Annotated in this window: 23 protein-coding genes and 1 pseudogene; 14 read left to right on the top strand and 10 right to left on the bottom strand. The window is 52.5% G+C overall.

The features are described 5' to 3' along the window. The first annotated feature begins 52 nt into the window (after nucleotides 1-52). The 8 genes from msrA to VFA_RS19805 all read left to right on the top strand — a co-directional run bounded on the left by msrA (nucleotide 53) and on the right by VFA_RS19805 (nucleotide 6,226). Nucleotides 53-688, top strand: coding sequence for a peptide-methionine (S)-S-oxide reductase MsrA (gene msrA / locus VFA_RS19845; protein ID WP_004728641.1), 636 nt, complete (start codon nucleotides 53-55; stop codon nucleotides 686-688). A 106-nt stretch (nucleotides 689-794) separates the two neighbouring features. Next, a complete protein-coding gene (locus tag VFA_RS19840; RefSeq protein WP_004728640.1) occupies nucleotides 795-1,346 on the top strand; it encodes a YtfJ family protein in 552 nt (183 codons plus the stop codon). Nucleotides 1,347-1,452: 106 nt separating this feature from the next. Beyond that, nucleotides 1,453-1,794 (top strand): DUF2607 family protein, encoded by a 342-nt coding sequence (locus VFA_RS19835; protein WP_004728639.1) that lies wholly within the window; start codon nucleotides 1,453-1,455, stop codon nucleotides 1,792-1,794. 20 nt (nucleotides 1,795-1,814) lie between these two features. Beyond that, nucleotides 1,815-2,477, top strand: coding sequence for a zinc uptake protein ZrgA (gene zrgA / locus VFA_RS19830; protein ID WP_004728638.1), 663 nt, complete (start codon nucleotides 1,815-1,817; stop codon nucleotides 2,475-2,477). Nucleotides 2,478-2,534: 57 nt separating this feature from the next. After that, entirely contained in the window at nucleotides 2,535-3,251 is a 717-nt protein-coding gene (locus tag VFA_RS19825; RefSeq protein WP_004728637.1) for an ABC transporter ATP-binding protein, read from the top strand. Next, nucleotides 3,248-4,507: an ABC transporter permease gene (locus VFA_RS19820; RefSeq protein ID WP_004728636.1), complete on the top strand. Its 1,260-nt coding sequence runs from the start codon at nucleotides 3,248-3,250 to the stop codon at nucleotides 4,505-4,507. The genes VFA_RS19825 and VFA_RS19820 overlap by 4 nt, the downstream gene beginning before the upstream one ends. A 27-nt stretch (nucleotides 4,508-4,534) precedes the next feature. Then, a complete protein-coding gene (locus tag VFA_RS19815) occupies nucleotides 4,535-5,029 on the top strand; it encodes a DUF3299 domain-containing protein (RefSeq protein ID WP_004728635.1) in 495 nt (164 codons plus the stop codon). A gap of 297 nt (nucleotides 5,030-5,326) precedes the next feature. Next, a complete protein-coding gene (locus VFA_RS19805) occupies nucleotides 5,327-6,226 on the top strand; it encodes a TIGR03899 family protein (RefSeq protein ID WP_004728633.1) in 900 nt (299 codons plus the stop codon). Nucleotides 6,227-6,293: 67 nt separating this feature from the next. Here the strand turns inward: VFA_RS19805 and cysC are convergent. The 5 genes and pseudogenes from cysC to cobA all read right to left on the bottom strand — a co-directional run bounded on the left by cysC (nucleotide 6,294) and on the right by cobA (nucleotide 12,020). Beyond that, a pseudogene (cysC, locus tag VFA_RS19800) lies at nucleotides 6,294-6,915 on the bottom strand (adenylyl-sulfate kinase). A gap of 29 nt (nucleotides 6,916-6,944) precedes the next feature. Then, nucleotides 6,945-8,669, bottom strand: a complete 1,725-nt coding sequence (locus VFA_RS19795; RefSeq protein WP_004728631.1) for an SLC13 family permease — start codon at nucleotides 8,667-8,669, stop codon at nucleotides 6,945-6,947. Nucleotides 8,670-8,712: 43 nt separating this feature from the next. After that, nucleotides 8,713-10,143: a sulfate adenylyltransferase subunit CysN gene (gene cysN / locus VFA_RS19790; RefSeq protein WP_004728630.1), complete on the bottom strand. Its 1,431-nt coding sequence runs from the start codon at nucleotides 10,141-10,143 to the stop codon at nucleotides 8,713-8,715. Between the two features lie 17 nt (nucleotides 10,144-10,160). Continuing rightward, complete coding sequence (gene cysD, locus VFA_RS19785; protein ID WP_038152619.1) at nucleotides 10,161-11,069, bottom strand: sulfate adenylyltransferase subunit CysD; 909 nt, start codon at nucleotides 11,067-11,069, stop codon at nucleotides 10,161-10,163. 72 nt (nucleotides 11,070-11,141) lie between these two features. Next, the gene (cobA, locus tag VFA_RS19780; protein WP_004728628.1) at nucleotides 11,142-12,020 is read right to left on the bottom strand and encodes a uroporphyrinogen-III C-methyltransferase; all 879 of its coding nucleotides are present in this window, start codon (nucleotides 12,018-12,020) and stop codon (nucleotides 11,142-11,144) included. Nucleotides 12,021-12,324: 304 nt separating this feature from the next. On the opposite strand from cobA, the gene cpdB reads away from it, so the two are divergent. Next, nucleotides 12,325-14,286 (top strand): 2',3'-cyclic-nucleotide 2'-phosphodiesterase, encoded by a 1,962-nt coding sequence (cpdB, locus tag VFA_RS19775; protein WP_004728626.1) that lies wholly within the window; start codon nucleotides 12,325-12,327, stop codon nucleotides 14,284-14,286. A gap of 87 nt (nucleotides 14,287-14,373) precedes the next feature. Then, complete coding sequence (locus VFA_RS19770) at nucleotides 14,374-14,940, top strand: Crp/Fnr family transcriptional regulator (RefSeq protein ID WP_172475431.1); 567 nt, start codon at nucleotides 14,374-14,376, stop codon at nucleotides 14,938-14,940. Between the two features lie 3 nt (nucleotides 14,941-14,943). Here VFA_RS19770 and dbpA read toward each other — a convergent pair whose 3' ends face one another. Beyond that, nucleotides 14,944-16,326, bottom strand: a complete 1,383-nt coding sequence (gene dbpA / locus VFA_RS19765; RefSeq protein ID WP_004728624.1) for an ATP-dependent RNA helicase DbpA — start codon at nucleotides 16,324-16,326, stop codon at nucleotides 14,944-14,946. A 170-nt stretch (nucleotides 16,327-16,496) separates the two neighbouring features. Here dbpA and VFA_RS19760 point away from each other — a divergent pair, with 170 nt between their 5' ends. Next, the gene (locus VFA_RS19760; RefSeq protein WP_004728623.1) at nucleotides 16,497-16,949 is read left to right on the top strand and encodes a GNAT family N-acetyltransferase; all 453 of its coding nucleotides are present in this window, start codon (nucleotides 16,497-16,499) and stop codon (nucleotides 16,947-16,949) included. Further along, entirely contained in the window at nucleotides 16,946-17,851 is a 906-nt protein-coding gene (locus VFA_RS19755; protein WP_081454510.1) for a DMT family transporter, read from the top strand. Before VFA_RS19760 ends, VFA_RS19755 begins: the two co-directional genes overlap by 4 nt. Here VFA_RS19755 and VFA_RS19750 read toward each other — a convergent pair. Beyond that, entirely contained in the window at nucleotides 17,797-18,375 is a 579-nt protein-coding gene (locus VFA_RS19750) for a LysM-like peptidoglycan-binding domain-containing protein (protein ID WP_004728622.1), read from the bottom strand. The genes VFA_RS19755 and VFA_RS19750 overlap by 55 nt on opposite strands. A 230-nt stretch (nucleotides 18,376-18,605) precedes the next feature. Here VFA_RS19750 and VFA_RS19745 point away from each other — a divergent pair, with 230 nt between their 5' ends. Further along, nucleotides 18,606-19,226 carry an FKBP-type peptidyl-prolyl cis-trans isomerase gene (locus tag VFA_RS19745; RefSeq protein ID WP_004728621.1) on the top strand — a complete coding sequence of 207 codons (621 nt, stop codon included), beginning with the start codon at nucleotides 18,606-18,608 and terminating at the stop codon, nucleotides 19,224-19,226. Nucleotides 19,227-19,325: 99 nt separating this feature from the next. After that, nucleotides 19,326-19,823, top strand: coding sequence for a DUF2780 domain-containing protein (locus VFA_RS19740; RefSeq protein WP_004728620.1), 498 nt, complete (start codon nucleotides 19,326-19,328; stop codon nucleotides 19,821-19,823). Between the two features lie 85 nt (nucleotides 19,824-19,908). Here VFA_RS19740 and rplQ read toward each other — a convergent pair whose 3' ends face one another. From rplQ to rpsD, 3 genes are read right to left on the bottom strand one after another with little or no spacing between them, the layout of a single operon-like run. Next, nucleotides 19,909-20,295, bottom strand: a complete 387-nt coding sequence (rplQ, locus tag VFA_RS19735) for a 50S ribosomal protein L17 (protein ID WP_001216360.1) — start codon at nucleotides 20,293-20,295, stop codon at nucleotides 19,909-19,911. A 26-nt stretch (nucleotides 20,296-20,321) separates the two neighbouring features. Further along, nucleotides 20,322-21,314 (bottom strand): DNA-directed RNA polymerase subunit alpha, encoded by a 993-nt coding sequence (locus VFA_RS19730; RefSeq protein WP_004728619.1) that lies wholly within the window; start codon nucleotides 21,312-21,314, stop codon nucleotides 20,322-20,324. 24 nt (nucleotides 21,315-21,338) lie between these two features. Further along, the gene (gene rpsD, locus VFA_RS19725) at nucleotides 21,339-21,959 is read right to left on the bottom strand and encodes a 30S ribosomal protein S4 (protein ID WP_014204361.1); all 621 of its coding nucleotides are present in this window, start codon (nucleotides 21,957-21,959) and stop codon (nucleotides 21,339-21,341) included.

The raw sequence follows: 21,959 nt of genomic DNA, 5'->3' as shown, positions 1-21,959 counted from the left end.
TCCGGTCTCTCTGTTTTGAGTCACACAGTCAGCGAATCAAAAAGGAAATACCATGGTAGACAAACAAGTGATGGTCACCGCTGAAACGGCATTGCCAGGACGTGCAACGCCCCTGAGTGTAGACGACACTCACTTCGTCAATCAAACCCGCCTCTCGGCGCCACCCGCTGCCGGTCAGGAAGAAATTCTGATTGGTATGGGCTGCTTCTGGGGCGCCGAACGCCTGTTCTGGCAACTCGATGGCGTCGTCTCAACATCGGTTGGTTATGCGGGCGGCTACACCCCAAACCCGACCTATGAAGAAGTGTGTACCGGTCGCACTGGCCATACCGAAGTGGTGCGCGTGATTTACAATCCCCAAACCCTGCCACTCAAAGCCCTGCTGCACGCATTTTGGGAACGTCACGATCCCACCCAAGGCATGCGCCAAGGCAACGATTTGGGCACCCAATACCGCTCCGCGATTTACACTTACAGCGACGAGCAACACGCGATCGCGACGCAGAGTCAAGCCGATTATCAAGCGCTGCTGGAAGCGCACCAACGCGATCACATCACCACCGAGATTCTGCCCGCTGGCCCTTACTACTTTGCCGAAACTTACCACCAGCAATATTTGGCGAAAAATCCACAAGGCTACTGCGGCTTGGGCGGCACAGGCGTCTGCTTTCCGCCAAGTTTAGCGTAACGCACTCATGCGAAGTCAGGTGCGATCCCACATTCCGACCACCTGACTTTTTCGCAACTGCATTTTCTGTGCTATACCTTTGAGTGCTCAACCAAAGGAAAAAACAATGAAAAATAAAACACTTATCGCCTTAATGCTGGCGTGCTCTCCCACCCTTGCTCTCGCACACAACATTCAGCTCGGTCAAGCGGTGCCGAATGTCGAAGTCGACAGCTACGGGGAAGTGATTCTGCAAAATAAAGACACCGCGTTCCAACCTTGGAACAGCGCGCAAATGCCCGGTAAAGTACGCGTCATTCAGGCGATTGCTGGCCGCAGCAGTGCCAAAGAGATGAATGCACCGCTGATGACCGCTATCACCGCCGCACATTTGCCGCAAGAACAGTACCAAACCACGTCGATCATCAACCAAGACGATGCCATGTGGGGCACCGGTTCGTTCGTCAAATCCTCCGCACAAGACAGCAAGAAAGAGTTCCCATGGTCTTCTATCGTGCTGGATCAAAACGGGAAAGTAGCGAAAAGCTGGGATCTACAACCAGAGTCGTCTGCCATTATCGTGCAAGACAAAGCCGGTAAAGTCTTGTTTGTGAAAGAAGGCGCACTGAGTGAGCCGGAAATCGAACAGGTTCTGGGATTGGTCAAACAAAGCTTGTAACCTTGATGCCGTGAGAAGAAATCTCGCCTCACGGCACAATCCGCACTTGCCTCTGCGCTCAATTGTTATATTATAACAATTCTTTCTCATTCCAGTTGGATTCATCATGAAGCATAGCCTGCACAGTCTGCGACTGCATGCTCGGGTAGTCGCGTTAACGGCTATCCTGCTGACGCTATGGCTCAATCTGGCGTTTGTCGAACACCAACTGGACGTCACACCATCGCATCATGCGCAGCATCACTGCCAACTGTTTTCCGCAGCCCATCATGGCGTCGCGGCGGCCTTACCTGAGCTGCCGGTGTGGATTGAACATGAGTACCTGCAGCCTGTCGCCACGCCACTCAGCGTGACGCTGCTTTATCTGGCCTATCTGGCCCGTTCACCGCCGACTTCATCCCTCACAAAAGACCACGATGCGCCCTCGCGCGCGGATTACTTATTTTGAATTGATGGAGTCAAACCACCATGTTTACCAAACCAATGCTGGCACTCAGCATTTCTGCTGCCGTATGCGGTAGCGCTTTCGCTCACGAAGAATTTCGCCAACACGACGCGCACGTCCACGGTCAAGTTGAACTCAACATCGCGCAAGATGCGCACGATCTGCTGATTGAAATCACTGCACCGGGTGCCGATGTGGTGGGTTTTGAACACGCGCCGAAAACCGACGCCGAAACACAGCGCCTGAATCAAGCCCTAGAAAACCTCAATACTGCGGATGCATTGTTCACTTTAAGCGAGCGTGCCCGTTGTCATCTGGAAACAGCCTCGGTGCACCATACGCTGGGGGGTCATGACGACCACGACCACGACCACGACCACGACCACGACCACGACCAGCATGATGATCATGACCACGCGCAACATCAAGCGCATGATGACCATGAGCATCACGACGATCATGACCATGACCATGACCACGATGGCCATGACCACCACGATCACCAACATGGTTCGTTTACCGTGCAATACCAGTATCACTGTGACCAGATTCAAGAGCTCAAGCAGATCGACACACACTGGTTCCAACTGTTCCCAAGCACCCAGAAAATGGATGTCAACTTGCTGACCGATACACAGCAAACGGCGACTGAACTGCGTCCGGGCCAAACCCGCATTTCACTGTAATCATCCTCTCGGGTAAGTCAGCACTTACCCGAGTTTTTGTTTTTGCGAGGCACCGTGATGAGTGAACCCCATCTCTATTCTGCAAAACAGGTGATCGAACTGCAGCAGGTCACCTTTCATTGGCCCGACAGCGACGCTCCGACATTAGACATCGAGCACCTTGTTGTCGCCGCCAAAGAACATCTGTTTATTAAAGGTCCCAGTGGTTGTGGTAAATCGACGTTACTCAGCTTGCTGACGGGCATCAACCCAGCCACCAGCGGCGCGGTGCGTCTGCTCGGTCAGGACATGACGCAACTGAAAGCCAGCGCACGCGATCGCTTTCGCGCCGACCATATCGGCTATATTTTTCAACAATTCAACCTGTTGCCTTACCTGTCGGTGATCGACAACGTGATTCTGCCGTGTCAGTTCTCGGCGCTGCGTCGCAGCAAAATCAATGAACCGTTGATAACGCGCGCCAAAGCTCTGCTGGCTCGGCTGCATTTACCGCCATCCTTACTGGACAAACCGGTCGTTGAACTGAGCATCGGCCAGCAGCAACGTGTCGCAGCAGCTCGAGCATTGATGGGGGAACCGCAACTGATCATCGCCGATGAACCGACCTCATCACTCGATTACGACAACCGCACCGCATTCATTGAACTGTTGCTAGAAGAGGCGAATCGCGTCGGGTCCACCTTGGTGTTTGTCAGCCATGATCCTACGCTGGAAAGCCTGTTTAGCCGAAGTGTCCACTTACCGACTCTCAACCGCGCGCGAGGCATGCTATGAGCGTCACGATCAAATTGGCTTGGAAAAGCCTACTCAATCGCAAAACCACCGCCCTGTTGACCGTTTTAACGGTCGCGATTTCCGTCATTCTGCTGCTCGGGGTCGAACGCATTCGGACTCAGGCCAAAAGTAGTTTTGCCAACACCATTTCCGGCACCGACCTGATTGTGGGTGGTCGCAGCGGACAGGTGAACTTACTGCTCTATTCGGTGTTTCGCATTGGCAATGCCACCAACAATATCGACTGGAAAAGTTATCAAGAATTCAGTACCCATTCGGCCGTGAAGTGGGCGATTCCGATTTCGCTCGGCGATTCGCACAAAGGCTTTCGTGTGATGGGCACCAACCACAGCTACTTTGAACACTATCGCTACGGCAGTAAGCAACCACTTACTTTTTCTCAAGGTCGCGAGTTCAACGGGTTGTTTGAAACCGTGCTGGGCGCCGATGTCGCTCGCCAGCTCGGGTATCACATCGGTAGCCAAATCATCATTGCGCACGGCATCAGCGACGTCGGTTTTGCCCGTCATGACAACCTACCATTTACCGTGGTGGGCATTCTGGCGCCAACCGGCACCCCGGTGGATAAAACCGTGCACGTCTCGCTTGGCGCCATTGAAGCGATTCATGTCGGCTGGGAGTCCGGCGCGCGATTGGGCAAAACACCTGATGCCGCCCAACTGGAGCAGCGTCAGTTTGAACCCAAGCAGATCACCGCCATGCTGATCGGGCTGAAATCCAAAATTCAGACATTTGCGCTGCAGCGCCAAATCAACGAATATCGCCAAGAACCGCTCAGCGCGATTATGCCGGGAGTCGCACTGCACGAGTTGTGGGGCATGATGTCCGTCGCCGAACAAGCCTTGATGGCGGTGTCGGTATTTGTGGTGGTCGCGGGGCTGCTTGGCATGCTCAGTAGCCTGCTCACCAGCTTGCAAGAGCGGCGCCGAGAGATGTCCATTCTGCGCGCCATGGGCGCACGGCCGCATCATGTGTTTGCGTTGCTGGTCAGTGAAGCCAGCGTGTTGACCTGTTGTGGTATTGTGGTCGGCCTTGGCGGACTTTATGCGCTGTTGGCGATTGCCGCGCCGCTGATCGAAACTCAGTACGGCATTCGCTTGCAACTGGAATCGCTGTCGCACTATGAGTGGCAATTGCTGGGCTATGTGCAAGCAGCGGGTATCCTGATCGGCTTTATTCCAGCGCTACGCGCTTACCGTCAGTCGCTCAGCGATGGCATGACGATTCGACTTTAATCCCTCCACATCGACATGAGGAACGAGATGAAAAAATGGCTGGCGAGCGCCACGCTGCTGCTACTCACGGTGGCAGCCCCTGCATTGAGCAATGAGGTCTTGAAACTGGACTGGATCGATCTGATCCCGGAAAACGAACGTAACTTGTTTGATCACCAAGGCATGCCCATGCCGGATCACAGCGGAGATGCGCCCGCACAGCAGCAAAAAATTGGCAACGTGCGCCCCGAACTCAACGGCAGTACGGTGAAAATTCCTGGCTTCGTGATTCCACTGGAAGGGGATGAAAATACCGTCACCGAGTTTCTGTTGGTGCCGTATTTTGGCGCCTGCATTCACGTGCCGCCTCCACCACCGAATCAGATTATTTATGTGAAATTCCCGAAAGGTGCCCCCGTGCAGGAGCTTTGGGATGTGGTGTATGTGATCGGCACGCTCAAAACGCAATCGGTCAGTTTGGATCTAGCGGAAACCGGCTATGTGATTGAAGGCCAAGAGATTGCCGAATACGACGATATGTAAAATTTCTTAACAACCAAGTTACCTATGGATTGTGCTGCCTAAACGATGTACTTGGAGAGATACGTCAGTACTCCCAGATAAACGACAAACAGTAGCGCAATCGATAGGTGCTTGCGTAGTTTATTATCCTTCCAATATTTCATGTGCACCCCCACAAACAGCGATAACAATTTTAACAAACTATTATCATTTGGCATAGTGCAAATTTGTGCACTCCAACCAAGAGTTTCGCTGGAGGCATCGCGGCAGACAGGGTACATTTTAAACCATGTCCGAAACGCATAACTGCTGGTAAACATGGCCGAATCGAAACAACCTGTCGTGATTGAACACGAACCGACATCGGGTTCGTCGCAGAACAAAAAATCGCATTACGTGAAAGACAGCGGCAAGCGCATCTTTGCGATCGCGCAGCAACATGGTGTCGATGCGCTGTTGCTGAGTGAAGCGCCGAAGAAAACGCCGCTCGACCGCGCGTTCAAGCGCGAACGTGATCGCAAAGAGCAGCGCCAGAAAAACTTAGAGCAGATTGTGCGTTTGGCGCACGTGTCATGCCACAATGAAACCGCCGGTGACCCCGACCAAGATTGGCTGTACCGTTTTTTCGATATGGCGCAAGACATTCACAATTCGTCGATGCAGCGCTTGTGGGCTCAAGTGCTCAAACGCGAAGTGACCAATCCGGGATTTACCTCGATGAAAGCGTTGAAAGTGCTGCAAGACATGACGCCCAAAGAGGCGCAGATTCTGCAACGCGCCGCCGGCCTATCGTGTAGTTTTGGCAGTGACCACAGCTTGAAATTGCTGTTTGGCCTCAAGATTCAAAATGGCTTGTTCAGCCTCGGCAAACGGGCGGTGACCAACACGCTCAACATTGGCAATCATCAAATGCCCTACTCCAGCTTGCTGGTGCTGATTGAGCTTGGCTTGCTGCATGCCACCGAACTGGAATCGGGCGAAATTGAGCTCGACCCGCCACTCACCCTCAGCTATCAAGGCAAGCATTTGTCGCTGAACGCCAACTCGCGCGGCGTGCGACTGCTCTATTACCGCTTCACGCCCACCGGCAATGAGCTGTGCCGCCTACTCGGCAACAAGCCCAACATGGGGTATTACGATCAACTGGTGGCCCTGCTCAATCAGAAATTTACCGTGCACACCGAAGCCAGCGCATCGACCATTCACCACACGGTGTAATGGCGCCGCAGAGACAAAAAAGTCAGGCTGAGCCTGACTTTTTGTTTATCGTGTTCAGTCTATGGATTTACTGAGCGATGATACCGCGCGCGTTGAGCTCAGCCACACATTGCGCCACCAGCTCATCGATACTGGCCTCACCGGCAGGCAAGTCGATCTCAGGATCGCGTGGCGCTTCGTACGCAGAATCAATCCCAGTGAAATTAGCAATCTCCCCGGCACGTGCTTTCTTGTACAGCCCTTTCGGATCCCGCTGCTCACACACGTCCAGCGACGTGTTGACAAACACTTCGATGAACTCCCCTTGCGGCAGTAAGTCTCGCACCAATTGGCGCTCGGCGCGATGCGGCGAGATAAAGGCCGTCAGCACAATCAAACCGGCATCGGCCATCAGCTTGGCCAGCTCACCGATACGGCGAATATTTTCGCGGCGATCTTGCTCCGAAAAGCCCAAATCGCTGCACAAACCATGGCGCACATTGTCGCCATCCAGCAAGTACGTATGATACCCCAGCGTCGCCAAACGACTTTCCAGCGCGCCCGCCACGGTTGACTTGCCCCGCGCCGGACAGGCCGGTAAACCACAGCACGGCCGGTTTCTGCTTTTTCAGTTCAGCGCGACACTGTTTATCAACCGAGTGTTGATGCCACACGATGTTGTCGTCTTTCACATTCGATGCGCTGCTCATAGGTTATCCTTTTACACAGATTCTAAAAATTAAAATGGAAAAAATACCGGGATCAAGGTCAGGACTAACACGGAATACACCAATGAAATCGGAATGCCGACCCGCACGTAGTCACTCAGTTTGTAGTTGCCCACGCTATACACCAACAAGTTGGTTTGATACCCGTAAGGGGAAATAAAGCTCGCACTGGCACCAAACAGCACCGCCATGATAAATGGCATCGGATCCACGCCATACCCGACCGCCATGCTGTAGCCAATCGGAAAGGCCAACGCTGCGGCGGCGTTGTTGGTGATAAGTTCGGTTAACACCAAGGTCACCAAGTACGTGGCAATCAAACCGCCCACCACGCCCCAGCCGTTAAAGGCCTGAATAAACATCTGCCCCATACGCTCGGACAAACCAGACGAAATCATCAGTTGCGCAATCGACAGCGCCGAGCCGACGATCACCACGATATCGACCGGAAAACGGCGACGCAGCTCACCCACATGCACAATACCAAACACAAACAGCAGCAGCAGATACGCCAGCAAGCCTTTGATGATCGGCATCACCCCAAGGAGCGACGCGCCAATGACTGCAGCAAACCCCACCAACACCAAAGTGGATTTGGTGGTATCGAGTTTGGCACTGGAATCTAAATCATTGATCAGCACAAATTCGCGGCTGTTGGCGCTGCGCTGCGCATCAAAGCGTTTGCCCGGCACCAATACCAGCGTGTCACCGGCAGTCAGCGTGATATTACCCAGCCCGCCTTCCAAGCGCTCATGCCCACGGCGAATCGCCACCACCACCGCATCAAAACGGTCGCGAAAGCGGCTCGATTTCAAGGTTTTGTTGCAGAAACTGGCCGAGGAACTCACCACCACTTCGACAAAGTTTTGGCCGTTGAGATGGTGCTGACCAAACAGCGTCAAACCTTGAATTTCCTGCAATGTCGAGACACTTTCCACGTCGCCACAAAACAGCAGACGATCGCGCGCCTGCAACACAAAATCCGGCCCGACCGACGGCACACTTTCCCCATCACGGTTCACTTCAGCGAGAAACAGCTTACGCAAGGCACGCAGGTTATTTTCGGCAATGCTGTGGCCCACCAACGGTGACCCCGGTTCGACAATCGCTTCCAAAAAGTACGGCAGATCGTCTTGGCCCTGCTCATCGTAACTGGGCAGCAGATAACTCAGCGGGATCAAAATGATCACCCCGCCCACCAGCACCGCCAGACCGATCAACGATGGCGCGAAAAAGTTCAGGCTGGGTAGCCCGGCATCTTCGACAAAGCTATTGATGATCAAGTTGGTCGACGTGCCGATCAAGGTCAGCGTGCCGCCAAAGATTGCGGTGTACGACAGCGGGATCAATAACTTCGACGGCGCGTGTTGTTGATTGCGCTTGATCGCGCCGATCAACGACACCACCACCGCGGTATTATTGGTGAATGAGGAGAGAAATGCGGTCGACAAACCCAACTTGGCGACCACAGTGCCCAAATTGCCTTCTGAAATGTTGCGGCTCACCCAGCTCACCAGACGCGTTTTTTCCAACGCACTGGAGGCCAAGATCAACAAAACCAGAGTCAACAGAGACGTGTTGGTGAAGTTCGACGCCAGCGCGTTCACATCCATCATGCCGGACATAAACGCCACAAACGCCGCGCCGGCAAAAATGAAGCTCGGCTTAATTCGCGTGACCAGCAGACAGGTCACGATGCCCAGCAGAATCGCCAGTACCAGCCCTTGTTCCCACATAACACATCCCTCAACACGAGGGTGGTTGCCCACCCTCCATCACTTATGATTTAAGCAATTGACTCAGATCCTTCGCATCCCAGTGTGGGAAGTGTTTACGGATCAGCGCGTTGAGTTCAACTTCAAACGCAGAGAATTGACCTTCGGCTTGCGCCACGCTTTGCAAACTGTCTCGCACCAAGCCCGCACCCACGGTGACGTTGGTCAGACGATCGATGATGATGAAACCACCGGTGTCGGCACAATCGAGGTATTTATCCAGCGCAACCGCTTGGTTAAACGTCCACTCACATAAACCGATGCCATTCAGCGGCAGTTCGTCTGCGGCATAGCTCGACAGGTTGTTGATGTCGTATTGGTGGCGAATCGCCGTCACTTGACCCACGGTTTTCTTGCCAGCAATCTTCACGTCGTAATCACGACCCGGTTGAAGCGGTTGCTCCGTCATCCACACCACATCGGCCAGCAGATGGTTGGTGCTTTCCACTTGATCGTGCGCCAGCACAATCAAATCGCCGCGGCTGATGTCAATCTCATCTGCCAGCGTCAGCGTGACGGCAAGCCCAGCGCGCGCAGATTGCAGATCGCCATCAAACGTGACAATGCGAGCAACCGTAGACGTTTTGCCCGATGGCAGCACTTTGACCGTGTCGCCCACATTGATGGCACCGGACGCGATCGTGCCGGCAAAGCCACGGAAATCGAGGTTTGGACGGTTGACGTACTGCACCGGGAAACGGAACTCGCCGCTGCCTTTTTGCTGATCAACATCGACGGTTTCCAGCAGATCGAGCAGTGATGGACCTTGGTACCAGTCCATGTGCGCGCTTTTATCGACCACGTTGTCGCCTTCCAGCGCCGACAGGGGAATGATCTGAATATCGATGTCACCGTGTAGGTGTTTGGAAAACTCAAGATACTCGGCGCGAATCTCTTCAAAACGCGCTTGCGAATACTCGACCAAGTCCATCTTGTTGACCGCGACCACAAAGTGTTTCAGCCCCAACAAGTTGGAGATAAACGAGTGACGACGCGTTTGATCCAGCACGCCTTTGCGCGCATCAATCAAGATCACCGCCAGATCACAAGTCGAGGCACCAGTCGCCATGTTACGGGTGTACTGTTCGTGTCCCGGTGTATCGGCGATGATGAATTTGCGCTTCTGCGTCGAGAAATAACGGTACGCCACGTCAATGGTAATCCCCTGTTCGCGTTCCGCTTGCAGACCATCGACCAGTAGCGCTAAGTCTGGGCGCTCGCCCGTGGTGCCGACACGTTGGCTGTCGGAATGCACCGCGGCCAGTTGATCTTCATAAATTTGTTTTGAGTCGTGAAGCAGACGACCAATCAGCGTACTTTTACCATCGTCAACTGAGCCACAGGTGAGGAAGCGAAGTAGCGATTTGTGTTGGTGTTGATTGAGGTAACCTTCAATACCTAGCTCAGCAAGTTGAGCTTGAACTGCACTATTCATGTTCTTTCCTTAGACCCTTAGAAGTAACCTTGACGTTTTTTCAATTCCATCGATCCGGACTGATCGTGGTCGATCGCTCGGCCTTGACGCTCACTCGACGTCGCCACCAGCATCTCTTCGATAATTTCCGGCAGTGTTTTGGCGTTCGATTCAATCGCGCCAGTCAGTGGGTAACAGCCAAGCGTACGGAAACGCACACTCTTGTGTTCAATTTTCTCACCCGGTTGCAGCTTCATGCGGTCGTCATCCACCATGATCAGCATGCCGTCGCGCTCCACCACTGGACGCACATCCGACAGATACAGCGGCACAATCTCAATGCCTTCTAACAAGATGTATTGCCAGATATCCAGTTCCGTCCAGTTCGACAGCGGGAACACACGAATGCTTTCACCTTTGTTGATTTGGCCGTTGTAAGTTTTCCACAGCTCCGGACGCTGGTTTTTCGGGTCCCACGTGTGGTGCTTATCGCGGAATGAGTAGACACGCTCTTTGGCGCGCGATTTCTCTTCGTCACGACGCGCGCCACCAAAAGCGGCATCAAAACCGTATTTGTTCAACGCCTGTTTCAGGCCTTGCGTTTTCATGATGTCGGTGTGCTTGGAAGATCCGTGATCAAACGGGTTGATACCCATCGCCATCCCTTCCGGGTTTTTGTGCACCAGCAGCTCAAAACCATATTTCTTTGCGGTCGCGTCACGGAACGCGATCATGTCGCGGAATTTCCAGTCGGTGTCGACGTGTAACAAGGGGAATGGGATCTTGCCCGGATAAAACGCTTTGCGCGCCAGATGCAGCATGACCGAAGAGTCTTTGCCGATCGAATACATCATGACGGGATTGGCAAATTCCGCAGCCACTTCACGAATGATGTGGATACTTTCTGCCTCAAGCTGTTTTAAATGGGTTAAGCGTTGTTGATCCATTTTGCGTGCTTCCTTTTAGCTGCCTGTTGGCTTGAAAGACCCGCAACCGGGTCTCGCAATTTGAATAATGAGTTATGCGTATTGGTATTGCGCTGACGGGTTGGTATGGTCACCAAACCAGGCCAGTTTGTCGGCCAGCGTGACGACTTCGCCAATGACAATCAGTGACGGCGACTGAGCATGTGCCGCTAACTGAGGTAATTCACTGAGTGCGCCGCGAAATACTTTTTGTGAGGACTGCGTACCACGTTCAATGATGGCAATCGGCGTGCTGGCGTGGCGACCGTGTTCCATCAACTGCTGCGCAATGGTGCTCGATTTCATCAGCCCCATGTAAATCACCAGCGTTTGTTGGCTGCGAGCCAGCGTTGACCAATCCATATCCGCGGCATCGGCTTTCAAATGTCCAGTGACAAACAGCGCCGATTGCGCGTAATCACGGTGAGTCAATGGAATGCCTGCGTAGGCCGTTGCCCCTGCTGCGGCGGTAATGCCTGGCACCACTTGAAACTGAACGCCGGCGTCAAACAGCACTTCCAGCTCTTCACCACCACGACCAAACATGAACGGATCGCCGCCTTTGATGCGCACCACACGGTGGCCTTGCTTGGCAAAATCCACCAGCAACTGGTTGGTTTTTTCCTGCGGCACGCTGTGGTGGCCAGCGCGTTTACCCACGCAAACCAAAATGGTGTCGCTGGGAATCAAGGCCATGATGTCGTCCGAGACCAAATAGTCGTACAGCACCACGTCTGCCTGTTGCAGGTAGCTCAGCGCTTTGACGGTCAGCAGTTCCGGATCACCCGGCCCCGAGCCCACCAGCGCTACTTCACCCGGCTGCAATTGACTGCGAGCAATCTTCGACCATGTCGCGTTGTGTGTGCCACTATCCACGGCAACTAAGCGTGGGGCTGCGGTGGTCAGCGTTGACACTGTGTGAGAACCCGCCATGTCTTGTCATCCTTTACCCGATTGATGATTGCATTATGGGCAGTTCCTTTTATTACCGGAAATTCTAAAATTTCATTTTTTATTCGAAAAACTGATATAGGCTTGGCACAGTTGAAGCATTGCGTGGCTACAATTCGAACGGATGGCGTGATGACGAAATGCGCAGCACCTTGGCAAAACGGCCCATGGATTACGCAATAAAGTGCGTAAAATCACACTTCAACTTCAAGTGAAGTCATTGTTTCATCGATATTTGTTACATTTATCGAGTTATAGACTTCCCTTAACCCGATTGGAGCGCACGATGACAGCGGCAATCAAACCTCTCTCTATCGCCATTCTCGGCGGCTTGCTGACGCTAGCTGGCCCGGCGATGGCAGAAACCATCAAACTTCGTATTATCGAAACCACCGACATCCATACCAACCTGATGGATTACGACTACTACAAAGACAAACCGTCGCAGCAAATTGGTCTGGCGCGAGCGGCCAGCCTCGTCAAAGAAGCGCGCAGTGAAGTCACCAACAGTATTCTGGTAGATAACGGCGATTTGATTCAGGGCAGCCCGATGGGCGATTACATGGCGGCCAAAGGCATCAAGCCGGGCGAAGTCCATCCCGCATATAAGGCGATGAATCAGCTCAGCTACGACGTGGGCAATATCGGCAACCACGAATTCAACTACGGTCTGGAATTTCTGCTCGAAACCATCAATGATGCGAATTTCCCGTACATCAATGCCAACGTCTACGACGCGAAATCAGGCGAGCACTTCTTTCAGCCCTATCTGATCAAAACGCACACCTTTAAAGACACCGATGGCAAAGCGCATTCCGTCAAAGTGGGTTACATCGGCTTCGTCCCCCCACAAATCATGGTGTGGGACAAAAAGAATCTCGAAGGCAAAGTGACCGCCAAAGACATCAAAGCGACCGCTGAAAAACTGGTGCCAGAAATGCGCGCGCAGGGCGCGGACGTGATTGTGGCGATTCCACACTCGGGCGTCTCTTCCGACCCATACAAACTGGGTGCGGAAAACTCGGTCTATTACCTCACCCAAGTGCCGGGCATTGATGCCATTGCCTTTGGTCACTCACACGCCGTCTTCCCGGGCAAAGAGTTCGCGTCACTGCCGGGCGCCGATATTGAGCAAGGCACCATCAACGGGGTCACCGCCGTGATGCCGGGCCGCTGGGGCAGCCATGTCGGGGTGATGGATTTGACGCTGGAACAAAAAGAGGGCCAATGGGTGGTGACACACGGCCAGTCTGAAGCGCGCCCGATCTTCGATAAAGCACACAACAAACCGCTGGTAGACGCCGACCAAGGGATCGTGAAAGCCCTGAAAGCGGATCACAAAGGCACCCGCGATTTTGTCAACCAACCGATCGGCAAAGCCAATGATGTGATGTACAGCTACCTCGCGCTGGTGCAGGACGACCCAACGATTCAAATCGTCAACTTGGCGCAGCAAGATTACGTCGAGCGCTTTATTCAGGGCGACCCGAACTTGGATGGCCTGCCGGTACTTTCCGCCGCCGCACCATTTAAAGTGGGCGGGCGCAAAAACGATCCGTCTAACTTTACCGAAGTGGAATCAGGCGAGCTGACATTCCGCAACGCCGCCGACCTCTATTTGTACCCGAACACGCTGGTGACGATGAAAGTCTCCGGCCAGCAAGTCAAAGCGTGGCTGGAATGTTCGGCAGGGCAATTCAATCAGATCGACGTCAACACTGAGCAGCCACAATCGCTGATCAACTGGGATGGATTCCGCACCTATAACTTTGATGTGCTTGATGGCGTGAACTACCAAATTGATGTCACGCAGCCGGCGAAATACGATGGCGAGTGTCAGGTGATTCATCCCCATGCACAGCGCATCGTGAACCTCACCTATCAAGGCCAACCAATTCGAGATGATCAAACCTTCTTGATCGCGACCAACAACTACCGCGCATACAGCAACAAGTTCCCAGGCACCGGCAGTGAGTTCATTGCATTTGATTCTCCGGATGAGAACCGCACCGTGGTGGCCGATTACATTTCTCGCGTCAGCAAGGAGCAAGGGCAAGTGATGCCAAGTGCCGATAACAACTGGTCGTTCGCACCGATTCACAGCACGCACAAACTCGACATTCGCTTTGAAACCTCACCGAGTGACAAAGCGGCGCAGTTTATTGCAGACAAAGGTCAGTACCCGATGCTCAAAGTGGCCACGGATGAGGTCGGCTTTGCCGTCTACCGTATCGATCTACAAAACTAACGCAAGATTGAGTACAGTATCAGCCGCAGCATGTGCTGCGGCTTTTTTTTATCGGAGCAAACCGGCATGCCATTCGCCGAGACAGACATTCAGCAGCAGTTTCATCAGGTGATGACCGAGCACGGTTTTTGCGCCGACGACATCGCGGAACTGCTCGCGGCGGCCACGCCGTTGGAGCTGCCAACACGCCATATTCTGGTCAATCAGGGGGAAACCCCGACGCATTTTTACTTCATCTGTAAGGGCATTTGTCACGCCAGCTACCTGACGCCAGAGGGCAAGGAGTTCAGTAAAGAATTTTACTGGGAACAAGATTGGATCATTGGTTTTGAAAGCTTGATTCACCGCGCACCATCGCCGTATCTGCTGGAAAGCCTGACGCCGGTGACGTTGCTGTGCTTACCGATTGAGTATTTATATCAATGGCGCCAGCGTGTGCATCCGTTGTACATCAAACTGCTGGAAGCGCAGTTGATGCACAAGGAGAATAAAGAACGCTTCATGTTGCTCTATCGCCCAGAGCAGCGTTATCAAGTGATGTGTCAGCAGTTTCCGGAATTGATGCCGCGAGTCAGCGACACCCACATCGCCGCCTATCTGGGGATCACGCCCATCAGCCTCAGCCGAATCAAGGCTCGGCTGAGAAATGAGTGACGGTTATTTGATGTAACGCGCGCGGAACTGGCGGCCTTTCATTTTGCCGTTGCTAAGTTTATCCAGCGCCACTTTGGCCACGCTCTTTTGCACCGCGACATAGGCGCGCATTTGGAACAGGTTGATCTTGCCGATCTGATCTCCAGTCAAGCTGCCATCGCTGGTCAAAGCGCCCAGAATGTCGCCCGGGCGTACTTTCTGTTTCTTACCGCCGTCGATCTGAATCGTCACCATGTTTGAACGGTACGGCGCAACCCCTTTCACCGGTTCAGGCAATTCGGCTGGCGAAATCACCATGTCCATGTACTCTTCGATCTGCGCAATGCGGTACATCTCTTTATCGCTAAAGAAACTGATCGCCAGACCTTGGCTGCCTGCGCGACCAGTACGGCCGATGCGGTGGACGTGGACTTCCGGATCGCGTGACAGCTCGAAGTTAAATACCGCGTCGAGATTATCCACATCCAGACCACGTGCAGCGACATCCGTCGCGACCAACACCGAGATACTCTTGTTGGCAAACTGCACCAGCGCCTGATCGCGCTCACGCTGTTCCATGTCTCCATGCAGTTCAATCACACTGAAGCCTTTGTGGTGCAGCTCATCCGCCACACTTTGTACTTCACGTTTGGTGTTACAAAACACCACCGCAGATTCCGGTTGATGATTCAGCAGCAGGGTCGCCAACGCTTCATCGCGCGCTTCGGTGCCTTCGACTTTGTAGAACTGTTGACGAATGCTCGAGGTTTCATGGGTCGATGCCACTTTGATCATCAGCGCGTCACGCGTCACCGATTGGGCGATCTCTTGGATCGCTTCCGGATAAGTGGCACTAAACAGCAAGGTTTGACGCTGTTTTGGCGCTTCGGCAATGATCGCATCCAGCGCTTCCTGAAACCCCATTTCCAGCATACGGTCCGCTTCATCAAGCACCAAAGTGTTGAGTTCTGACAGGTCGATACGTCCTTTGGACAAATGATCCAGAATCCGCCCCGGTGTACCCACCAGAATGTGCGCGCCGTGCTCCAGCGAGCCAATCTGAGGCCCCATCGGCATGCCGCCACACAACGTCAGCACTTTGATGTTGTGAATCGCGCGGCCCAGTGTGCGAATGTCGGTCGCCACTTGATCCGCCAGTTCACGCGTCGGACACAGCACCAAAGATTGCACGCGAAAACGCTTCACGTGGAGGTTTTGCAACACACCCAGACCAAACGCCGCGGTTTTGCCTGAGCCGGTTTTCCCCTGACCAATCACATCCTGACCGTTGAGGATTGCTGGCAGAGATTGCGCCTGAATTGGCGTCATATGAGTAAACCCCATGGTGTCGAGGTTTGAGAGCAGTTCTGGCTTGAGGTTCAAAGCAGCAAAAGATGTTGGGTTCAAGGGTGTGTCCTTAGGTCAGACGAAAAAACGAGCGGCTATTATCGTTATTTTAATCGTCAGCACCAGTGAATATTGATTTAAATTTTTTGCGGTCGACGCTTAACTTTTGTTAATGCCGATACAAGAATGCGCTGCTAGAGTAACACGCAAACCATCCTAAGGAGTGACGCATGGTAACCTGGCAATGCCTTTCTTTTTCTGAACTCAGCAACCACCAACTGTACGAGCTGCTCAAACTGCGGGTTGACGTGTTCGTCGTCGAGCAAACCTGTCCTTATCCGGAACTCGACAACAAAGACATCGTCGACGGTGTCAAACATCTGCTTGGCTATCGAGACGGGCAGTTGATCGCGTGTTCACGCTTGCTGCCCCCCGGCATCAGTTATTCCAGTGTCAGCATCGGCCGTGTTGCAACCTCCCCCACCGCCCGCGGAGATGGCCTTGGCCATCAACTGATTCGCGAAGCACTGAAGCAATGCCAAAGCTTGTGGCCCAAGCAAGCGATTGAAATCGGCGCGCAAGCGCACCTGTCGGAATTTTACGCCCGTCATGGCTTTGTTCGAACCTCTGCCCCCTATCTCGAAGATGGCATCGCGCACGTGGACATGAAGCGCAACGCATGACCTCGCAAACGCTCGCGCTGTGGTTACTGATTTTCGGCAATCTGGCCGCGTCACTCTCGGATGTCGCGGTCAAGCTGCTTGACGGAGAAGTGTCGCCTTTTCAGTACATGTTTCTGCGTCAGTTGATTTCATTCGCCGTGATCCTGCCCTTGTGGTGGCGACAACCTCGCGCCCAGCGAGCGCTGCATCATCCTGGCATCACGGTATTGCGGGCGCATCTGGTCTTAATCGGCAGTGGCTGTATGTTGGTCGCGATTACCTATTTGCCGCTCGCCACCGCCAATGCGGTATTTTACGCGGCGCCATTGTTGATGCTGCCACTGTCGATTGTCTTGCTTAAGGAAACTCCGGGACTCGGCAAAGTGGTGGCGACGACGTTGGGATTTGTAGGCGTATTGGTGGTTTTGCGTCCCTCGCAGTTTCACTGGGCGGCGCTGTTTGCACTCGGCACTGCGATGACCTTAGCACTGTTTAATATTTTGGCGCGGAAGATTCCCGCGAAGCAGACGGTGGTCACGACCCTGATGTGGACTTGCCTCTTTTCGCTGCCGCTGTCTGCGGCGCTTGCGCTGTGGCAATGGCATGCCATGACTTGGGAACAGATGGGTTGGGTGGCCAGTAGCGCGCTGCTGATCTTGACCTACAACGGTTTGGCCGTGGCTGCCTACCGGCGTGCACCCGCTAGTCAGATTGCATTGGCGGAGTATTCCGGCTTGATTTTCGTTGCATTGATGGGCATGGGGTGGTTCAACGAAATCCCCGATCGCCTCACTTGGCTTGGCATCGCGTTGATCGTTCTGCCACTGCTGCCCGTTAGAATTCTCAAACGGACAGCCGTCGCTGGCCATTATTTACTGCGGCCGAAACCACCGTCGGATAAACGGAAAAACATCACCGATTGATTGTTTTTCTCAAGTTGCAGAATATCCAATTTGCCGTCGCTGGCGAGTTTAAAACGAATCAGTTGACCTTGCTGAATCTGACTCAGCGGCTTATCACTGCCTTCAATTTTGACCAAATCGTTCAGATCCGCCATCGGCAGTTGGTTATTACGAAACACTTGCGATAGCGTATCGCCCTGTTGCACGATGTATTCATGCCACACTGTCGACTTCAGTTGGCTCTGCTCTGCCGATTGTTGTTCACTCAAACCACGCGTGTTGATGTTCACTTCCACGCGTTGACCGGAAGCTGGCGTTTGTGGCGCTTGCTCCGAACGCTGAGGCAGTGGCATCACCATCAAGATCAAAACGACCGGCACCAACACCATCAAGGCACGCTGATGTAATCTCGGTAAACGTTGCCAGAACTGCGTCGCTTTGTGCTGATATTCACGCCAATCGAATTGAATATCGATGGCTGCCCACTTGCTTTGAATCAGTGCGAGATAATCCGTCTGCTGCTTTTTCTTATGTCGACGATTCATGTTAATCCGTCCCTAAAATCCTTGCCACAGTATAAAAACTCATGTGCCGAGAGTATAGAGGCAGCCCCCTAATCTGCTAAAGGTTGACATAATCCTGAAGAATTTCCTCTGGGATTCTGCGCGAAGTCACACCTTACACCCATATTGCAGCGATTTCCTGTCGAACGTTTCATCCCTATCCTGAACCTGTTATCCTGTGGCCTTTATTGATACGACAAAGAGTGACTTTTATGTCTGACGTAAAATTTGACACCGTAGAACAGAAAGCAAGCTACGGTATCGGTCTGCAAATGGGCCAACAACTGGCAGGTAGCGGTCTGGAAGGCCTGAGTGTTGACGCGATTGCAGCGGGCATTGCCACTGCACTGGTTGGCGACATGCCAGCAATCGAAATCGACGAAATCAACCAAGCGCTGCAAGCACTGCACATGCGCGCGGAAGAAGCACGCCAAGAAGCAGCAAAAGCAGCTGCGTCTGAAGGTGATGCATTCCTGAAAGACAACGCTTTGCGTTCAGAAGTAACCGTTCTGGAATCAGGTCTACAGTACGAAGTGATCACACAAGGTACTGGTGAAATCCCAACAGCAGATAAAGCTGTTCGTGTTCACTACCACGGTGAACTGGTTGACGGCACAGTATTCGACAGCTCAGTATCGCGCGGTCAACCTGCTGAATTCCCAGTGACTGGCGTCATCAAAGGTTGGGTTGAAGCCCTGCAACTGATGCCTGTGGGTTCTAAATGGAAACTGTACATTCCACACGACCTAGCATACGGCGAGCGTGGCGCAGGTGCCGCGATCCCTCCATTTGCTGCTCTGGTATTTGAAGTGGAACTGCTGGACATTCTGTAAGCAGAACAATTTAGCAAAGAATTAACATCAAGCGGCGCTCAGCGCCGCTTTTTTTATCTAAAATTAAAGCTCAGCCCACATTTAGGAATTTCATTCATCATGAAACAGTCGCTCGTATGGACACTGATGCTCGGTACGCTGATCAGCGCGCCGTCTTATGCCTTTCTCAACTTCGGTAGCAGCAATGATGATCTGGCCAGTATGGTCAGCAATACGCTCAATCAAGCAGAGAGTAACTCGTCACTGATTTCTCAAGTCACCAGTCAACTGCCCGTCTCAGGACAACAAGCCACAGGCGGCGTTGGTGCGTTATTGTCTCTGGCCCAAAACCAATTATCCGAGAGCAACAGCGAAGAACTCACCAAACTCATTCCGGGGATGGATCAGTTGACCAGCCTCAACCTGTCAGGCAGTTCGGGCAGCACCGATATTTTATCGAGCATTCAAAATATGGAATCGGTGAATAAAGTGTTTGAACAATTGGGATTGGATTCAAGTATGGTGTCGCAGTTTGCGCCGGTGCTACTGCAATACTTGACCGGCCAAGGGGCCAGTGATGGCTTGCTCAGCTCACTAAGCAGTTTGTGGGGCGCGTAACGCTCACGCAGCACATCGGATACATCACGATAGCGCAGATACAAAAAAGCCGAGCAAATGCTCGGCTTTTTTAATCACGAACTGATTACTCAGCAGCAGCTTCAACAGCAGCTTCTGGGCGATCAACAAGCTCAATGTAAGCCATTGGAGCTTTATCGCCTGCACGGAAACCACACTTCAGAATACGAGTGTAGCCGCCTTGACGTGCAGCGAAACGTGGACCTAGTTCGTTAAACAGTTTAGCAACGACTTCGTTGTCACGAGTGCGTGCAAATGCTAGACGACGGTTAGCAACACTGTCAGTCTTAGCTAGTGTAATCAAAGGCTCAACTACGCGACGTAGCTCTTTAGCTTTTGGCAAAGTAGTCTTGATAACTTCATGACGTACTAGAGAGCTAGCCATGTTGCTGAACATCGCTTTGCGATGACTGCTGTTGCGGTTGAGTTGACGACCACTCTTACGATGGCGCATGACCAAATCCTTCTAACTAGTATCGATTAATCTTCAGCGATGGACGCTGGCGGCCAGTTTTCTAGGCGCATGCCCAGAGAAAGACCACGTGATGCAAGCACGTCTTTAATCTCTGTAAGAGATTTCTTACCAAGGTTAGGCGTTTTAAGTAGCTCAACCTCAGTGCGCTGTACTAGATCACCGATGTAGTGAATCGCTTCTGCTTTCAGACAGTTAGCAGAGCGAACTGTTAGTTCAAGATCGTCTACAGGACGCAGTAGGATCGGATCGAATTCAGGCTTCTCTTCTTTCTCCTCAGGAACTCGTACATCACGTAGATCTACGAATGCATCCAGTTGTTCAGCAAGAATAGTTGCTGCACGACGGATTGCTTCCTCAGGTTCTAGAGTACCGTTAGTTTCCATATCGATAACGAGTTTGTCCAGGTCAGTACGTTGTTCAACACGTGCTGCATCAACAGAGTAGGCAATTTTGTCTACTGGGCTGAAAGTCGCGTCGACAAGTAGACGACCAATTGGACGCTCGTCTTCTTCGGTATGGATACGCGCAGAAGCTGGAACATAACCACGACCACGTTCAACTTTGATACGCATAGCGATCTCAGCGTTGTCATCAGTTAGGTGACAAATAACGTGTTCAGGGTTTACGATCTCTACATCACCATCATGGGTGATGTCACCTGCAACCACAGGGCCCGAGCCTGATTTGTTTAGCGTAATGAACACTTCATCTTTGCCTTCGGCAACGCGAACAGCCAGACCCTTCAGGTTCAGGAGAATCTCAAGGATATCTTCCTGAACACCTTCTTTGGTGCTGTACTCATGAAGTACGCCTTCAATCTCTACTTCTGTTACGGCACAACCCGGCATAGAAGATAGAAGAATACGGCGAAGTGCATTACCCAGAGTATGGCCGAAACCACGCTCTAATGGCTCAAGAGTTACTTTTGCGTGTGTCGTGCTGATTTGTTCGATATCAACAAGACGTGGCTTAAGAAATTCTGTTACAGAACCCTGCATTGTGTCCTCTCTTTAGTTTAAACCTTACTTAGAGTAAAGCTCGACGATCAATTGTTCGTTGATGTCAGCTGATAGATCTGAACGTTCAGGCAAACGCTTGAAAGTACCTTCCATCGAGCTAGCATCTACTTCAATCCAAGTTGGTTTTTCGCGTTGTTCTGCAACTTCTAGAGCTGCTTTAATGCGAGATTGCTTTTTAGCTTTCTCACGGATTGCAACAACGTCGTTAGCCGCAACATTGAAAGAAGGAACGTTTACAACTTTACCGTTTACTAGGATAGCTTTGTGGCTAACTAGCTGACGTGCTTCTGCGCGAGTTGCGCCAAAGCCCATGCGGTAAACTACGTTATCTAGACGACCTTCAAGAAGCTGAAGTAGGTTCTCACCAGTGTTACCTTTAAGGCGAGCTGCTTCTTTGTAGTAGTTACGGAATTGTTTTTCTAGAACGCCGTAGATACGACGAACTTTTTGCTTCTCACGAAGCTGAACGCCATACTCAGATAGACGACCGCGACGAGCGCCGTGTACACCTGGTGCGTTATCGATTTTACACTTGGTATCAATCGCACGAACGCCTGACTTAAGGAACAAGTCAGTACCTTCGCGGCGGCTAAGCTTCAGCTTAGGACCCAAATATCTTGCCAT

This window comes from Vibrio furnissii CIP 102972 (assembly GCF_000176175.1).
Taxonomy (GTDB): Bacteria; Pseudomonadota; Gammaproteobacteria; order Enterobacterales; family Vibrionaceae; genus Vibrio; species Vibrio furnissii.
This window is presented reverse-complemented; position numbering and strand designations above follow the sequence as displayed.

Bases quoted from the DNA above. Each gene is read 5' to 3' on its own strand.
- msrA (WP_004728641.1), top strand. From the start codon at position 53: ATGGTAGACAAACAAGTGATGGTCACCGCTGAAACGGCATTGCCAGGA.
- VFA_RS19840 (WP_004728640.1), top strand. From the start codon at position 795: ATGAAAAATAAAACACTTATCGCCTTAATGCTGGCGTGCTCTCCCACC.
- VFA_RS19835 (WP_004728639.1), top strand. From the start codon at position 1,453: ATGAAGCATAGCCTGCACAGTCTGCGACTGCATGCTCGGGTAGTCGCG.
- zrgA (WP_004728638.1), top strand. From the start codon at position 1,815: ATGTTTACCAAACCAATGCTGGCACTCAGCATTTCTGCTGCCGTATGC.
- VFA_RS19825 (WP_004728637.1), top strand. From the start codon at position 2,535: ATGAGTGAACCCCATCTCTATTCTGCAAAACAGGTGATCGAACTGCAG.
- VFA_RS19820 (WP_004728636.1), top strand. From the start codon at position 3,248: ATGAGCGTCACGATCAAATTGGCTTGGAAAAGCCTACTCAATCGCAAA.
- VFA_RS19815 (WP_004728635.1), top strand. From the start codon at position 4,535: ATGAAAAAATGGCTGGCGAGCGCCACGCTGCTGCTACTCACGGTGGCA.
- VFA_RS19805 (WP_004728633.1), top strand. From the start codon at position 5,327: ATGGCCGAATCGAAACAACCTGTCGTGATTGAACACGAACCGACATCG.
- VFA_RS19795 (WP_004728631.1), bottom strand. From the start codon at position 8,669: ATGTGGGAACAAGGGCTGGTACTGGCGATTCTGCTGGGCATCGTGACC.
- cysN (WP_004728630.1), bottom strand. From the start codon at position 10,143: ATGAATAGTGCAGTTCAAGCTCAACTTGCTGAGCTAGGTATTGAAGGT.
- cysD (WP_038152619.1), bottom strand. From the start codon at position 11,069: ATGGATCAACAACGCTTAACCCATTTAAAACAGCTTGAGGCAGAAAGT.
- cobA (WP_004728628.1), bottom strand. From the start codon at position 12,020: ATGGCGGGTTCTCACACAGTGTCAACGCTGACCACCGCAGCCCCACGC.
- cpdB (WP_004728626.1), top strand. From the start codon at position 12,325: ATGACAGCGGCAATCAAACCTCTCTCTATCGCCATTCTCGGCGGCTTG.
- VFA_RS19760 (WP_004728623.1), top strand. From the start codon at position 16,497: ATGGTAACCTGGCAATGCCTTTCTTTTTCTGAACTCAGCAACCACCAA.
- VFA_RS19755 (WP_081454510.1), top strand. From the start codon at position 16,946: ATGACCTCGCAAACGCTCGCGCTGTGGTTACTGATTTTCGGCAATCTG.
- VFA_RS19750 (WP_004728622.1), bottom strand. From the start codon at position 18,375: ATGAATCGTCGACATAAGAAAAAGCAGCAGACGGATTATCTCGCACTG.
- VFA_RS19745 (WP_004728621.1), top strand. From the start codon at position 18,606: ATGTCTGACGTAAAATTTGACACCGTAGAACAGAAAGCAAGCTACGGT.
- VFA_RS19740 (WP_004728620.1), top strand. From the start codon at position 19,326: ATGAAACAGTCGCTCGTATGGACACTGATGCTCGGTACGCTGATCAGC.
- rplQ (WP_001216360.1), bottom strand. From the start codon at position 20,295: ATGCGCCATCGTAAGAGTGGTCGTCAACTCAACCGCAACAGCAGTCAT.
- VFA_RS19730 (WP_004728619.1), bottom strand. From the start codon at position 21,314: ATGCAGGGTTCTGTAACAGAATTTCTTAAGCCACGTCTTGTTGATATC.
- rpsD (WP_014204361.1), bottom strand. From the start codon at position 21,959: ATGGCAAGATATTTGGGTCCTAAGCTGAAGCTTAGCCGCCGCGAAGGT.